Consider the following 13,961-nt stretch of genomic DNA (forward strand, 5'->3'; position numbering starts at 1 on the left):
AGGAAAGTGACTGTACAGGCGCACGGTGTCGCGCAGTTGAGATGCGCTCTTGTTATTGGGTAGCGAGAATGTCGAGAATACGGGCGCAGGCTTTGCCATCCCCATAGGGGTTATGGGCATAGCTCATGGCTTCGTAGGCTTGATGGTCGGTCAATAAGGTGTCGAGCTCGCCAACAATCCTGGCCACGTCGGTACCTACCAGTTTGACCGTACCGGCCTGCACAGCCTCGGGTCGCTCTGTGGTTTCACGCATGACCAGAACGGGCTTGCCGAGTGAGGGAGCTTCTTCCTGAATGCCACCGGAGTCGGTCAGGATGATATGCGACCGGTTCATCAGGTAGACAAAGGGCAGGTAGTCCAGTGGTTCGATCAGGTGCACGTTATCGACATCGCTGAGCAGACGGTTCACCGGCTCGCGTACATTGGGATTGAGGTGCACCGGATAGACGATCTGCACCTCGGGATGCTGAGCCGCCGTATCATGCAGTGCACGACAGATGCGCTCGAAGCCCTCGCCAAAGCTTTCGCGACGATGCCCGGTGACAAGGATCAGCTTGCGATCGCTGTCCAGAAAGTCGAAATGCTCGCCGAACTGCTTCTGATAGCTATCGTTGTCTTCCAGCTTGGCAACCACATCCAGCAACGCATCGACGACGGTGTTGCCGGTCACGTGTACCTTGTCCTGAGATACCCCTTCTGCCAGCAGGTTTTCCTGCGAGCGGTCGGTCGGGGCAAAGTGCAGCTGGGCCAGTGCGCCGGTCAACTTGCGGTTGGCCTCTTCCGGCCAGGGGGAATAGATATTGCCCGTACGCAGGCCGGCTTCCACATGGGCGACCGGGATCTGCTGGTAGTAGGCAGCCAATGTTACGGCGAAGGTTGTCGCGGTATCACCGTGCACGAGAACGATGTCGGGTTTGACCTCGCTGAGGACGTCCCTCATCCCCTGCAGAATCGCGGCGGTCACATCGGTGAGATCCTGCCCCGGACGCATCACGGCGAGGTCGTAGTCCGGTACCAGAGCAAACAGGTCAAGTACCTGATCCAGCATTTCGCGATGCTGGCCAGTGACACAGACCTTGGCATCAAACCGCTCATCGGCTTGCAGGGCCAGTGCCAGTGGAGCCATCTTGATGGCTTCCGGGCGTGTACCGAAGGCACACAGCGTCTTCACCCGTTTAGACTTGGTATCCATGGTCATTGAAAATCCTGAAAATTCATCCTGCGAATTGAGATTCTACAAGTCTGCCGAAGTGGCACAGCATCGTCACTATGCCAAATCGCGCACCTGTGGCCCTTGACGAGCCTGGTTGGAGACTGCCTGCAACTTAGCCAGGCAACCTCAACCTACCAGGTAATCTTCTTTATGATCTGGCTCACCAGCTCGTGCTGCTCGTAATCCGTGGTCTTCAGCGTCAATTCCGCGTTCTGCGGCACTTCATAAGGGCTATTGATACCGGTGAAGTCCTTGATCTTGCCTTCACGAGCCTTTTGATACAGCCCCTTCGGGTCACGCTGCTCACAGACATCCAGCGGAGTGTCGACAAACGCCTCCACAAAGCCATCGTCACTAAACAGCGCACGCGCAGCCTCTCGGTCGGCACGGAACGGTGAGATAAAGGCGGTGATGACGATGATGCCTGCTTCCGCGAACAGTCGCGCGACCTCGCCTACCCGGCGGATGTTCTCGGCACGGTCACCCTCGCTCATGCCGAGGTCCTTGCACAGACCGTGACGAATGTTGTCACCATCCAGCAGCATGGTGTGGTAACCACGGCGATTCAGCTCGACCTCGAGGGCGTTGGCCAGGGTTGACTTGCCCGAGCCGGAGAAACCGGTGAACCAGACACAGCGGCCCTTGTGGCCATTGATCTGCTCGCGCATCGCCTGAGTCACACTGGTGCGATTCCACACCACATTGGCCTTGCTGTCGTGCTCACGGAACTCGTAGGGAAGTTCGCTATCGATCGGGCGGTGGACCATACCGGCGCCAACCGTGATGTTGGTCAGGCGATCGATGATGATGAAGCTGCCAGTGCCCGGGCTGGTGCGGTAATCGTCCAGCGGCACCGGTGCAGTCAGCTCGACCTGGCAACGTGCAATGGTGTTGAGATCCAGGTGGTCGGCGTGACGGTGCTCGAGAGTATTGACGTCGACCTGGAAGTCGATGGCGGTTACCTTGCCCGCCAGGTCACGAGTGGCCAGCTTGATATCGTAGAGTTTGCCGGTTTCCAGAGCCGTCTCGTGCATCCACACGATATCGGCCTCGAAGGCAGAGGTCAGTGCGACTTCATCATCAGCCGCCACAATCCAGTCGCCGCGTGAGATGTCGATCTGATCCGCCAGCGTTACGGTGATCGCCTGTCCCGGATAGGCTGCCTGCAGGTCGCCATCAAAAGTGACGATGCGTTCGACAGACGAGGTCTTGCCCGAGGGTAACGCCATGACGCGTTGGCCCGGCTGCAATACGCCGGAGGCCAGAGTTCCGCAGTAACCACGGAAGTCCAGATTGGGGCGGTTGACATACTGGACGGGCAGACGCAGGTCGCGCAGGTTCTGATCGTGGGCGATCTCTACGCTTTCCAGCAGCTCGAGCAGCGCCGGCCCCTCGTACCAGCCCATCGACTCGCTCCTGTTGACGACGTTGTCGCCCTTGAGCGCCGACATCGGCACGAAGCGAATATCCGGGGCATTGAGCTTTTCGGAGACAGAGCGGTACTCCTCGACGATCTCCTTGAAACGATCCTCGGAGAACTCGACGAGATCCATCTTGTTGACCGCGACCACCAGGTGCTGAATCCCCAGCAGATCGGCAATGAAGCTGTGGCGACGCGTCTGGGTCTGCACCCCGTAGCGCGCATCAATCAGGATCACCGCCAGGCTGGCGGTGGAAGCCCCCGTCGCCATGTTACGGGTGTACTGCTCATGCCCGGGGGTGTCGGCGATGATGAACTTGCGCTTGTCGGTGGAGAAGAAACGGTAGGCCACATCGATGGTGATGCCCTGCTCCCGCTCGGACTGCAGGCCATCAACCAGCAGCGCCAGGTCGACTTCTTCACCGGTGGTGCCGCTGGTCTTCGAGGCCTGGGTGATCGCCGCCAGCTGATCCTCGTAGATCATCTTCGAGTCATGCAGCAGACGCCCGATCAGGGTCGACTTGCCATCATCCACACTGCCGCAGGTAATGAACCGCAGCAGGTCCTTGTTCTCATGTTCCTTCAGATACGCTTCGATATCTTCGGAGATCAGATTTGATTGATGGGACATTGCCAACATCCTTAGCTGTAAGCTGTAAGCCGCAAGCTGTAAGCTGCTGGTAGAACCTCCCAGCCTACAGTGCCAACTTCCAGCTCTAGATTCATTCGCAGTTCAGCGTATCGATCAAACTGTGGAGCATCGCGGATAGTTCCCTCGTCTCCACCAGCCACTGCCGCCCCTGTTTCTGCTCGATGTAGCCAATTTCAATGCCTATGTAGACCTGGGTTCGTAGCTCAGCACATGATCCTCGTGCAATGTCCAGGAAGCGGCGCTTTTCCTTGTTGGATGAGCGACTCATGCCTTCTGCGATATTGCTGGGAATCGAGAGTCCTGAGCGGGTGATCTGATCTCGGAAGCCAAAATCTCGAGAGTCACGGAACGACTTGTACAGATCTGCGGATAGTCGCGCTGCACGCTTCCATACTTGCAATTTCTCGAAATTCAAATGGCTCCTCCTGAGCAATTCACCATGATCCCTGGCGGCATCTATTACTTATGGCTTACAGCTTATAACTTATAGCTTTCTGGCGCGCCTTCGGCGCGTCAGAAGTAGCCTTCTCGCTTCTTCTTCTCCATGGAGCCGGCCTGGTCGTGGTCGATGGCGCGGCCGCTGCGTTCGCTGGTACGGGTCAGCAGCATTTCCTGGATGATTTCCGGAAGCGTTGCGGCTTTGGATTCGACGGCGCCGGTCAGCGGATAGCAGCCCAGGGTACGGAAGCGTACCCACTTCTCTTCGGGCACTTCGCCGGGCTCCAGCGGGAGGCGTTCGTCATCGACCATGATCAACATGCCATCGCGCTCAACCACCGGACGCGGGGCGGCGTGGTACAGCGGGACAATGGGGATCGATTCGAGGTAGATGTACTGCCAGATATCCAGCTCGGTCCAGTTGGAGAGCGGGAAGACGCGAATCGATTCGCCCTTGTTGACCTTGGCGTTGTAGGTATTCCACAACTCCGGACGCTGGCTCTTGGGCTCCCAGCGGTGGTTCTTGTCGCGGAACGAGAACACCCGCTCCTTGGCGCGGCTGGCCTCCTCATCACGGCGCGCCCCGCCAAACGCGGCATCGAAGCCATACTTGTCCAGCGCCTGCTTGAGCGCCGAGGTCTTCATGATGTCGGTGTACTTGCTGCTACCGTGGTCGAAGGGGTTGATGTTGGCTTCCACCCCTTCCTGGTTGATGTGCTCGATCAACTCCATGCCTGACTCGGCGGCCATGCGGTCACGGAACTCGATCATCTCCCGGAACTTCCAGGTGGTGTTGACGTGCATCAGCGGGAACGGGGGCGTCCCGGGATAGAAGGCCTTGCGGGCCAGATGCAGCATTACCGAGGAGTCCTTGCCGACGGAGTACATCATTACCGGATTACGAAACTCTGCAGCCACTTCACGAATGATGTGAATGGATTCGGCTTCAAGCTGCTTGAGGTGGGTCTGACGATCTGGGGTTATTTCCATATCCGTTGTCCAGGAAGTGAGTTGCGGCGACTACTATCCCGAAGCGTTACGCCGGGAGAGCCGACAGCCACGAGACCTATGGCAACCAGAAGATCTATGGCGACCAGAAGACCTGTGGTGATCAAGAGAGCTGTGGTGATCAAGAGCCCTGTGGCGATGAAATTGACCGTGCGATCAGCGGTTGGATAGCGCTACCTGCAAGGCATCGATCCAACGCTCGTTACGCTGGCCACAGACGATGAAGAAGGGATTGAGCACACTCTCCTGCTGATTGCAGAGAAGTGGCTCGAGCGTCTCGGCATTGAGGACCTCGCCGCCAGCGGCAGTCACAACCGCCTGGGCGGCCGCAGTATCCCACTCGCTGGTCGGTGCCAGACGCGGATAGAGGTCGGCCTTGCCTTCAGCGACCAGGCAGAGCTTGATCGAGCTGCCCATGGAAACACGTTCGTGCTCGGGCAAGCCCTCGCAGAAGGTTTCGAATTCACTGGAGCCATGAGAGCGGCTACCGACAATCTTCCAGGCTTCGCTACCCTCTTCAGGCAAGGCGCGCACTCGAATCTCGGTGGTTTCGCCACCTTCCTGTTTGAAAGCGCCCTTTCCCTGCTGGCCGTACCAGGTGATACCAAGCACCGGTGCATGCACGATGCCAAACACCGGAACACCCTGGTCGATCAAGGCGACATTGACGGTGAACTCGCCATTACGCTTGATGAATTCCTTGGTGCCATCCAGTGGGTCAAGCAACCAGTAACGCTGCCACTCGCGACGTTCAGCGTAAGAGATATCGCCGGACTCCTCGGACAGGATGGGTACATCGGGAGTCAGGCGCTGAAGCATGGCCACCAGCGAGCGATGAGACGCCAGATCTGCCTGAGTCAGTGGGCTGTCGTCGTCTTTGGTCTCGACACGAATATCCCCTTCATAGACCGCGAGAATGGCATTACCCGCTTCGACGGCACCGTTGATCAAGGCCTCACACAACGGCGCGTCAATAAAGCTCTTTGAATCGTTCAATATTGGGCTCCAGAAAAAAGCTCAGCTTCGAGCTGCGAGGCCCGAGATTCGAGCTGCTCGCGACTCGAGGCTCGTCGCTCGTGGCCTGGTTTCAGAACGGCCACACTTGCGGGATGATAGTGACGGCGATGGCGCAGACCAGCAGGCTCAGCGGAGCGCCAACTCGCAGATAATCGGTGAAGCGGTATCCCCCCGGGCCCAGCACCATCAGGTTGGTCTGGTACCCCAGCGGGGTCATGAAGCTGGCCGAGGCGGCAATGGTGACCGCGATGACAAAGGGCATGAAATCAACCCCCAGGCCTTCGGCGACAGCAACGGCGATGGGAAACATCAATACCGCCGCGGCATTGTTGGTGATCAGCTCGGTGAATATCACGGTAAGCAGGTAGATCAACACCAGCGCCAGCCAGGGAGACAGTCCATCGATCATGGTGATGGTCTCGGCGATGGCCGCGGCGGCGCCTGTCTTGGTCAAGGCTGCGCCCAGGGCGAAAGAGGCTGCAATCACCACCAGCACGGATAGATCAATATAGCGACGCGCTTTGCTGGCGGGTACACAGCGCAGCGCCAGCATCATGCCGCCCGCTACCAGAGCGGCTTCGAGAATGCTGACCAGTCCGCTGGCACTTGCCACGACCATGGCGCCCAGTACTCCCAACGCCCACGGCGCCTTGCGGAAATTTGGCGGCGTGGAATCATTGAGTGCACTGACCAGCAGAAAGTCCTTGCGATAGCGATACTGGTCGACAAAGTCCTGAGCCGTTTCCATCAGCAGCGTGTCACCGACCTGCAGTTGAATACTGCCCAGCTTGCCCGGCAGACGGCGCCCATCACGCGATATCGACAGAATCACCGCCTGATAGCGCGAGCGGAATCGCGACTCCTTGACGGTCTGATTGAGGCCGGCAAAGTCCGGACCGATCACCGCCTCCACCAGGCAGCGGTGATGATGCGCAATATCCAGCTTGTGGACATCACCACCTGCCGGCTTGAGCCCGTTGAATTCACGCAGCTCACGCGCGCACTCCGGCGCGCCAATGAACACCAACACATCCCCTTGAAGGAGCTCGGTCTCCGGAGGAACTGCCGTCAACAGTCGGCCTTTTCTTTCGATATCCGCAAGATAGCCATGGGCCAGGCTACGCAGCCCCGCATCGGCAATGGTCTTGCCAACCAAGGGGCCACTGGGATCGACGAGCACCTCCACCGCATATTCACGTGCCAGCTCGAGTTGTTCGAGCACACCCTGACGATTGGGCAACAGGCGATCAGCAAACAGGTAAAGGAAGAGTGCACCAGCCGCCACCAGAGGCACCCCGACCCAGGCCAGTGCGAACATGCTCAGATGGATATCCTTCTGAGTCTGCAGCAGGCCATCGATCACCAGATTGGTACTAGTGCCGATCAACGTGCAGGTGCCCCCGAGAATGGCGGCATAACTGAGGGGCAACAGCAGCTTGGACGGAGGGAGTTTGAGCCTGGCAGCCCAATCCTGAATGGCCGGGATGAACATCGCCACTACCGTGGTGTTGTTCATGAAGGCACTCAGCGACGATGCGGGAAGGAGGACGCGTAACAGAGCGAGACCGATGGTACCCGGTTGGCCCAACACGCGCATGGCCAACCATTTGATGGCGCCGGTCTCCTTGAGACCTGCCGCCACCACATAAAGGCTGGCAATGGTCATGACACCAGGGTTGGCAAACCCAGCGAGTGCTTCTCCAGGGGTAAGGATGCCGGCTACCAGCAGCGCTGCCAGCGCCGCCATCACAATAACGTCCGCGGCAATACGGGTGAACGCCAACGCTCCCAGCACCGCAGCGACCGACACCAGTGCGTATACCGCCTGCCATGTCATGACGACGACAACCCCGAACTGGTCACACTGCAGGCTCCGTCGCTGTAAAGAGGTGCTGCATCATCCAAAGGGAAAAATACGCCCTGTTTGCCTGTATTCAGACACGCTACCGCCCATGGATTAACCGGGTGCATCCCTATCCCTTAATGACTGTCTGATGTGGCGCGCAGCCCCTGCGCGCGTTGCTGCAACATTCTACGTGACTGTTGTGACCTACTCTACGCAGATTCGATCACCCCACGGCAAAGCGCAAGCCGAGGCCAAAGTATGATTGGGGACAGTAGCATACATCTATAGACGTGTAACAATATTGTATCAGAGGGATGATTCCCCCAATAAATCATTCGGTTAACAGTTATTCTGGCGAATATCAAACTCAGCGGAACAGGATGGTGTAACGGTCTGGTGGGTAACTTTGGTGCGGTCAAGTCGCGATAGGTTCCCCGTGCGCCAGGACAGCACAGGTTTTACTGAGCTGGATCATCATTTGTCGCCTATCTGGTTGAAAATTTCTTCTCGATCGTGGCAACGACACCCTGCCACTCGATGTTCGGTTCAGTAGCCCTCGACGAGCCGTCATAAGCACTTCAAGACGGAACGGCCCTGCTGTCTGCCAGATGTCCAGATATGAAAAAGCGGCCACTTCGGTGACCGCTTCTCCTGGCTCAATCTCCTGGATCGCCAAACCAGCTTCACTCAACCACCGCCAGGCTCGGCCCCAGCTGTCAGCGAAACACCGGCCTCGCAGGCCCCTGCTCCGGGCAGAAATTCAGCCTTCTCCGTGGTGCGACACACCCAGCCCCCCTGCGCCTGAGACGCAAGGCTAACGATGCCCGCCTCGCCGTCCACTATGCCGTCGCCATAGGTCAGAAACATCGCTGGATCACTGCCGCTTCCCCCGGAAACGGTAAGTCGCTTGCCATTCAGCGACTCCGGGCTGATACCGAGGTCCCGGTAGCGGATATCTGACCAGTCACCGCCGCTGCTCAGATAGATTTCAGCATTGGTCTCCAGGCCACGTAATGAACCGAGCGCCGCGTTGAATTCGCTGCGGCGCACATAATCCTGATAGCGAGGGATGGCGACAGCGGCAAGAATGCCGATGATAGCCACCACCACCATCAGCTCGACCAGGGTGAAGCCCGCCTGACAAGCGTACCCGCCACATCGGCGAGGTCCTCCCTTCCCGGCGGCCTGCTGAGCATCCCGACCTCGATGGTGATGATTCTGCTCGCGATACTCCTGCCCCGGAGCGTACAGACGGTATTGCTGATGCATTCCATGCTTCATGAGACATCTCCCTATGTCACAGTTCGCTGCTCACCGCTCACTGCATGACAGCTCATGGTGTGCAAGCCCCTGCTTGTGAGCACGCCCTGTGCCTGTTTGCTGGAGTCGATAAAGAAGTCGATAAACCCGTCCCGCGCCTTCCAGCGTAGGCACTCATGCCTGCCACCTTTCCGCCCGTGCGCGCAGAGTCTGTAACCATTTGACGGGAAAGCTCTTTTAAATGTGCCTGAACAGTACTCCGGCGCGAAAAAGGCCCAACTGGCAGCCAAACTGAACCCGAGCGTCTGGATTCATGAAAGTCCGAGTTCATGAAAGACCGAACTCATGAAAGAACGGTGATGCCCTGGACCAGCTTGGCCTGACCGGGTCTGGTCTGGATCGGATTCAACTGAAACGAACTGGATTGACCTGAAACCTGAGACTTGAGGCCTGAGAACCGAGAACCGAGAACAAAGAGGAAGCCATGGACGCGCTGACTCATGACCTGCAGAAAAGCTTCGAGCACCGACTGCTGAAGGATCACTTGCTGACAGCATCACAACTCGAGGACGCGATACGCTCTGCGGAGCAGGCCGGAATACCACTGCTCGACCATCTCGTGACATGCGAGCAGATCAGCCCCCTGGCACTGGCTAGTGCTGCCGCGGAGACCTATGGTCTGCCACTCGCCGACCTTGAACATGTGGCGACGGAGGATCTACCGGCGCCTGGTCAGTTTCCGGAAGCCCTGCTGCGCGAGCACAACCTCCTGCCGCTGGCTTATGACGGCTATTGGCTACAACTCGCCATGTCCTCGCCCTCCTGCCTGATGCACGTCGCTCAGCTCGAGTTCGTCACCGGGCATGGCATCGCCCCCTGTCTGGCCCCCATGGATCGTCTACAGGCACGATTGGATGAATGGCTCAGCAACGACGCAGCTCAACCGACAACCGATGCCAGCATTGCTGAGGCACTGGATTCTCTTGCTCGGCACGCCATCGACGGTGAGTTGAATGATCTCTCATCCAACCTGGTCGACCATCAGGACGATGCTCCGGTGGTCAAGTTCGTCAACTCGATACTGCGCGACGCCGTACGGCGGGAGGCGTCGGATATTCACTTCGAGTCATTCGAGGACAGCTATCGGGTGCGCATGCGCATCGACGGAATGCTCCATGAAATCGCTCAACCGCCCAATGCCCTGCAGGCGCGAATTGCGTCACGTCTCAAGGTCATGGCCGAGTTGGATATCGCCGAACGTCGGCTACCACAGGATGGGACGATCAAGGTCAACGTCAGCGACGTGCAGCCGGTAGATTTTCGAGTCAGCACCTTGCCGACCATCAATGGCGAAAAGATCGTACTGCGCCTGCTGGATTCCGTAGCCAATCATATGCACATCGATGAGCTCGGTCTGGCTGACGATCAGCAGCAATGGCTGAACGAAGCTCTTGCTCGCCCTCAGGGCATGATTCTGGTCACCGGCCCGACGGGCAGCGGCAAGACGGTCACCCTGTACTCGGGAATACGCCGGCTCAACCTGGTTGAGCGCAACATCTGTACCGCCGAGGATCCTGTCGAGATCAAGGTAGCCGGCATCAATCAGCTCAATGTACAGCCACGCATCGGCCTGGATTTCGCTCAGGCTCTACGCGCCTTCCTGCGTCAGGACCCGGACGTGGTGATGGTGGGGGAAATCCGCGACAGAGAAACCGCCGAGATCGCCATCAAGGCTGCCCAGACCGGTCATCTGGTACTGTCCTCGCTGCACACCAATTCAGCGGCCGATACCCTTTCACGGTTAAGCAACATGGGGGTTGCCCCCTTCAACGTCGCCAGTGCAATCAGCTTGATCATCGCCCAGCGCCTCGCTCGTCGGCTTTGCCCTCACTGTCGTCAACCAGCCGAGATTCCCCATGATACCCTTGCCGAGGCTGGCATCGACAATTCACGCCTTGGTGAAGCTGTCCTCTATGAGCCTCATGGCTGCCCGCGCTGTCACGATGGCTATCGCGGCCGAGTCGGCCTGTTCGAGGTGGTACCGGTCAGTCCTCGCATGCGCCAGTGCATTCTCGAGCATGCCAGTACTGCCGAGATGGATGACCTGGCGCGCAGCGAAGGCCATCGAAACCTCTGGCAAAGCGGGCTGGATCTGGTACTGGCAGGCATCACCAGTCTCAGTGAGTTGTACCGCGTCGCTCAGCCGCCCACCTCTCGCGGCGACTCTGTCACAGGAGGCGGCCAATGAAGCAAACTCTTTCACAGCACGCTTCACCACGCCACACTGCACCACGACAGTCTCCAGCACCACAGACACTCCCACCACAGGCTCTGCCAAAACATCTGCCGCTGAGATACTGGCGCTGGACGGGTATTGGCGCAGATGGCCAACGACGCTCCGGCGAGATCGCGGCGCATCACCGCAACGAAGTACTGCAGCAACTGCGTGCTCAGGGTATTGCCATGAAAGCTCTGCGCCGAGGACGTCGCTGGAACAGGCGCAAGGGACGAATCGCACCCCGCGACATCATGCTTTTCTCGCGGCAACTGGCGACTCTGCTTCAGGCCGGGATTCCCCTACTCCAGGCGCTGGACGTTCTGGCCGCTAGCCTCACTCATCCCGGAGTTCGTTCGCTGACCGTCAATCTGCATCAGCAGGTTGCCGACGGTGCTGGCTTCTCCCGAGCACTGGAGCGTTTTCCCCAGCACTTCGATGCACTGTACCGGAGCATGGTGGAAGCTGGGGAACAATCCGGCAGCCTTGATCGGATGCTGGAGCGACTGGCTTGCCATCTGGAGCGCCGCGAATCACTCAAGGGCCGCGTACACAAGGCGCTCTGGTACCCAGCCTGCGTCATACTGATCGGCCTGCTGGTAACGGCGCTACTGCTGATCAAGGTGGTTCCCCAGTTCGAGCAGATGTTCGCCAGCTTCGGTGCAGACCTTCCTCCGCTGACCCAACTGACGCTGTCGCTTTCCGAGTTGGCCCGGGACTGGTGGCTCGCCACCAGCGTGATGACACTTGCCAGCGCAGGACTGCTACATGTCGCCTTGCGACGCTCGCCACCTCTCTGCCGTATCGCTGAGCGCCTGATGATGCGCCTGCCGGTCATCGGAGTGGTGCTGGAACGAGCCATCGTGGCGCGCTTCTGCCGCACCCTGGCCACCACCCATGCCGCGGGCGTGCCACTGGTGGACGGTCTGCATACCGCGGGAGGAGCAACCGGCAGCCACATCTATCGTCAGGCGGTGAGCCGCATCAGCCGGGACGTCGCCAGCGGCCAGCAACTGTATTTTACCATGCTCAACAGCCGACGATTCCCGACCCTGGCGGTTCAACTGGTTCGCATTGGCGAGGAATCCGGGGCTCTTGGCGCCATGCTGGTGCGACTGGCGGAGTACTACGAGGAAGATGTTGAACAGCGCACCGATACCTTGACGACGCTTCTCGAGCCGCTGGTCATTGCAGTGCTGGGGTTACTGGTCGGCGGCCTGGTATTGTCGATGTACCTGCCGATCCTGGAACTGGGCAGTGTCGTGTGACAGGGTCGAAATCAATCATGCAACCACCATCAATCATGCAACCACCATCAATCATGCAACCACACGGGCGTACCGGGACGGGCTTCATCAAACAGCCGTAACAGGTCATCGTCACGCATGCGAATGCAGCCGTGGGATGCTGCCACGCCCATCGGGCGGTCCGCTGGAGCGCCATGAAAGTAGATATAGCGACGCTGGGTATCTACCTCACCGCCACGATTGAAGCCCGGCTCCAGGCCTGAAAGCCACAGGATGCGCGTAAGGATCCAGTCTCGCTCGGGGTGCTCGGCACCAAGCGCCTCGTCATAGACCTCACCGGTCGGGCGACGTCCACGAAACACTGCCCCTCTCGGCTGATCACCGCCAATCGCGGCACGGATGACATGCCAGCCAAGGGGAGTCTGGCCACTACCTTCACGCTGACCAGTCCCCGCCTCGCCCGTGGAAACCGAGCAGTGCCAGTGCTGCTGTTCACCCTGCCAGAGTGTCAGCCGCTGGGCCGAGGTATCAACCTCAACCCAGATGCCATCATTCGGTGGCAGCGCATCAAGCCCTGGAGTACACATCAACCGGTCGCTCCTGCCCTGACGTTCAACTGATCCTCGCCGCCATCACATGGCCCTGCTTCCGGCAAGGGAGCCTTCATGGCTGCCACCACTACCGGGCTCATGCGCCGCACAAGGTCCCGAACCGACACGTGCTCACCATAATCCTGCTCAGAGATGTCGCGCAGCGCATCAAGACCGGAGAAGGTGAAGATCACCGTACCCAGCACAAAATGCAGGCGCCAGAACCGTTCCGCGTCCGGAAGCTCCGGAGTGGCCTTGCGCACCAGCGCCACGAAACGCGTAAACACGGTGCCGTACTCCTCCTGGATATAACGTCGCAGGTGGCCCTGAGCCTGGCTGTAGGCCAACCCCAACAGGCGCATGAACACCTTGAGGCTATGCTTTTCGGCAGGGACTTCCAACACGGTGCGTGCCATGGTCTCCAACAGCACCTCAAGAGGAATGACCTTGTCACCATATTCCGCCTCGAGCTCATCTATCGCGGCATGAAAGCGCTTCGAAAATGGCTCGAGGTAACGCGCAAACACTGCCTGTATCAGTGATTTCTTGGAGCCGAAATGATAGTTGACCGCCGCCAGATTAACCCTGGCCTTGCCGGTGATATTGCGCAGCGAAGTCTCGGCGAAGCCACGTTCAGCAAAGAGCACCTCGGCGGTGTCGAGGATGCGAGTCATGGTATCAGGCTGGGCCATAGGCAGGCTCCGTCACGGAAGAGAGCTGACGGTAGAATGACGGAAGTGACATCTGTTGACGCCGCCGTCCCCTCCTACCGGTTGGAAACAATTGTTTGAATTCTCTCCAAAGTGTATGCGAGCGACTGCGATGCCACAATCCATTCAATTGAGATGATGTTTGAAACGCCCTCCCATGTCGCAGGCTGTACATCAAGCAATGCCTCAAGCGAGGAACATTTTTACTGGATGGGCGTCCATACTGTATACTTACCCACGTATTGCTTTTGACCAGCGATGACAGCCCGGCGATAACTTGCTTGA

General features: G+C 58.7%; 11 protein-coding genes. 2 read left to right on the forward strand and 9 right to left on the reverse strand.

Annotation, left to right across the window (positions count from 1 at the left end; genetic code table 11):
- Nucleotides 1–52 precede the first annotated feature (52 nt).
- From wecB to BUE38_RS23415, 7 genes are all read right to left on the reverse strand, one after another.
- Nucleotides 53–1,192: a non-hydrolyzing UDP-N-acetylglucosamine 2-epimerase gene (gene wecB / locus BUE38_RS19670; protein ID WP_073436985.1), complete on the reverse strand. Its 1,140-nt coding sequence runs from the start codon at nucleotides 1,190–1,192 to the stop codon at nucleotides 53–55.
- Between the two features lie 152 nt (nucleotides 1,193–1,344).
- The gene (cysN, locus tag BUE38_RS19675; protein ID WP_073436945.1) at nucleotides 1,345–3,264 is read right to left on the reverse strand and encodes a sulfate adenylyltransferase subunit CysN; all 1,920 of its coding nucleotides are present in this window, start codon (nucleotides 3,262–3,264) and stop codon (nucleotides 1,345–1,347) included.
- Between the two features lie 91 nt (nucleotides 3,265–3,355).
- Nucleotides 3,356–3,700, reverse strand: a complete 345-nt coding sequence (locus BUE38_RS19680; RefSeq protein WP_073436946.1) for a four helix bundle protein — start codon at nucleotides 3,698–3,700, stop codon at nucleotides 3,356–3,358.
- Between the two features lie 98 nt (nucleotides 3,701–3,798).
- The gene (gene cysD, locus BUE38_RS19685; RefSeq protein ID WP_073436947.1) at nucleotides 3,799–4,713 is read right to left on the reverse strand and encodes a sulfate adenylyltransferase subunit CysD; all 915 of its coding nucleotides are present in this window, start codon (nucleotides 4,711–4,713) and stop codon (nucleotides 3,799–3,801) included.
- A 174-nt stretch (nucleotides 4,714–4,887) separates the two neighbouring features.
- Nucleotides 4,888–5,727 carry a 3'(2'),5'-bisphosphate nucleotidase CysQ gene (gene cysQ / locus BUE38_RS19690; protein ID WP_371860446.1) on the reverse strand — a complete coding sequence of 280 codons (840 nt, stop codon included), beginning with the start codon at nucleotides 5,725–5,727 and terminating at the stop codon, nucleotides 4,888–4,890.
- Between the two features lie 91 nt (nucleotides 5,728–5,818).
- Nucleotides 5,819–7,585: an SLC13 family permease gene (locus BUE38_RS19695; protein WP_073436948.1), complete on the reverse strand. Its 1,767-nt coding sequence runs from the start codon at nucleotides 7,583–7,585 to the stop codon at nucleotides 5,819–5,821.
- Nucleotides 7,586–8,281: 696 nt separating this feature from the next.
- The gene (locus tag BUE38_RS23415; RefSeq protein WP_073436949.1) at nucleotides 8,282–8,875 is read right to left on the reverse strand and encodes a pilin; all 594 of its coding nucleotides are present in this window, start codon (nucleotides 8,873–8,875) and stop codon (nucleotides 8,282–8,284) included.
- Between the two features lie 463 nt (nucleotides 8,876–9,338).
- Here BUE38_RS23415 and pilB point away from each other — a divergent pair, with 463 nt between their 5' ends.
- Nucleotides 9,339–11,102 carry a type IV-A pilus assembly ATPase PilB gene (gene pilB, locus BUE38_RS19705; RefSeq protein WP_073436950.1) on the forward strand — a complete coding sequence of 588 codons (1,764 nt, stop codon included), beginning with the start codon at nucleotides 9,339–9,341 and terminating at the stop codon, nucleotides 11,100–11,102.
- A complete protein-coding gene (locus tag BUE38_RS19710) occupies nucleotides 11,099–12,397 on the forward strand; it encodes a type II secretion system F family protein (protein WP_084542055.1) in 1,299 nt (432 codons plus the stop codon). Before pilB ends, BUE38_RS19710 begins: the two co-directional genes overlap by 4 nt.
- Before the next feature lie 47 nt (nucleotides 12,398–12,444).
- On the opposite strand, the gene BUE38_RS19715 is transcribed toward BUE38_RS19710, so the two are convergent.
- Both BUE38_RS19715 and BUE38_RS19720 read right to left on the reverse strand, forming a co-directional pair.
- Nucleotides 12,445–12,963: a L,D-transpeptidase gene (locus BUE38_RS19715; RefSeq protein WP_073436951.1), complete on the reverse strand. Its 519-nt coding sequence runs from the start codon at nucleotides 12,961–12,963 to the stop codon at nucleotides 12,445–12,447.
- The gene (locus BUE38_RS19720; RefSeq protein WP_073436952.1) at nucleotides 12,963–13,658 is read right to left on the reverse strand and encodes a TetR/AcrR family transcriptional regulator; all 696 of its coding nucleotides are present in this window, start codon (nucleotides 13,656–13,658) and stop codon (nucleotides 12,963–12,965) included. The genes BUE38_RS19715 and BUE38_RS19720 overlap by 1 nt, the downstream gene beginning before the upstream one ends.
- Nucleotides 13,659–13,961: the final 303 nt, after the last annotated feature.

This window comes from Halomonas cupida (genome assembly GCF_900142755.1).
In the GTDB taxonomy this organism is placed as follows: Bacteria; Pseudomonadota; Gammaproteobacteria; order Pseudomonadales; family Halomonadaceae; genus Halomonas; species Halomonas cupida.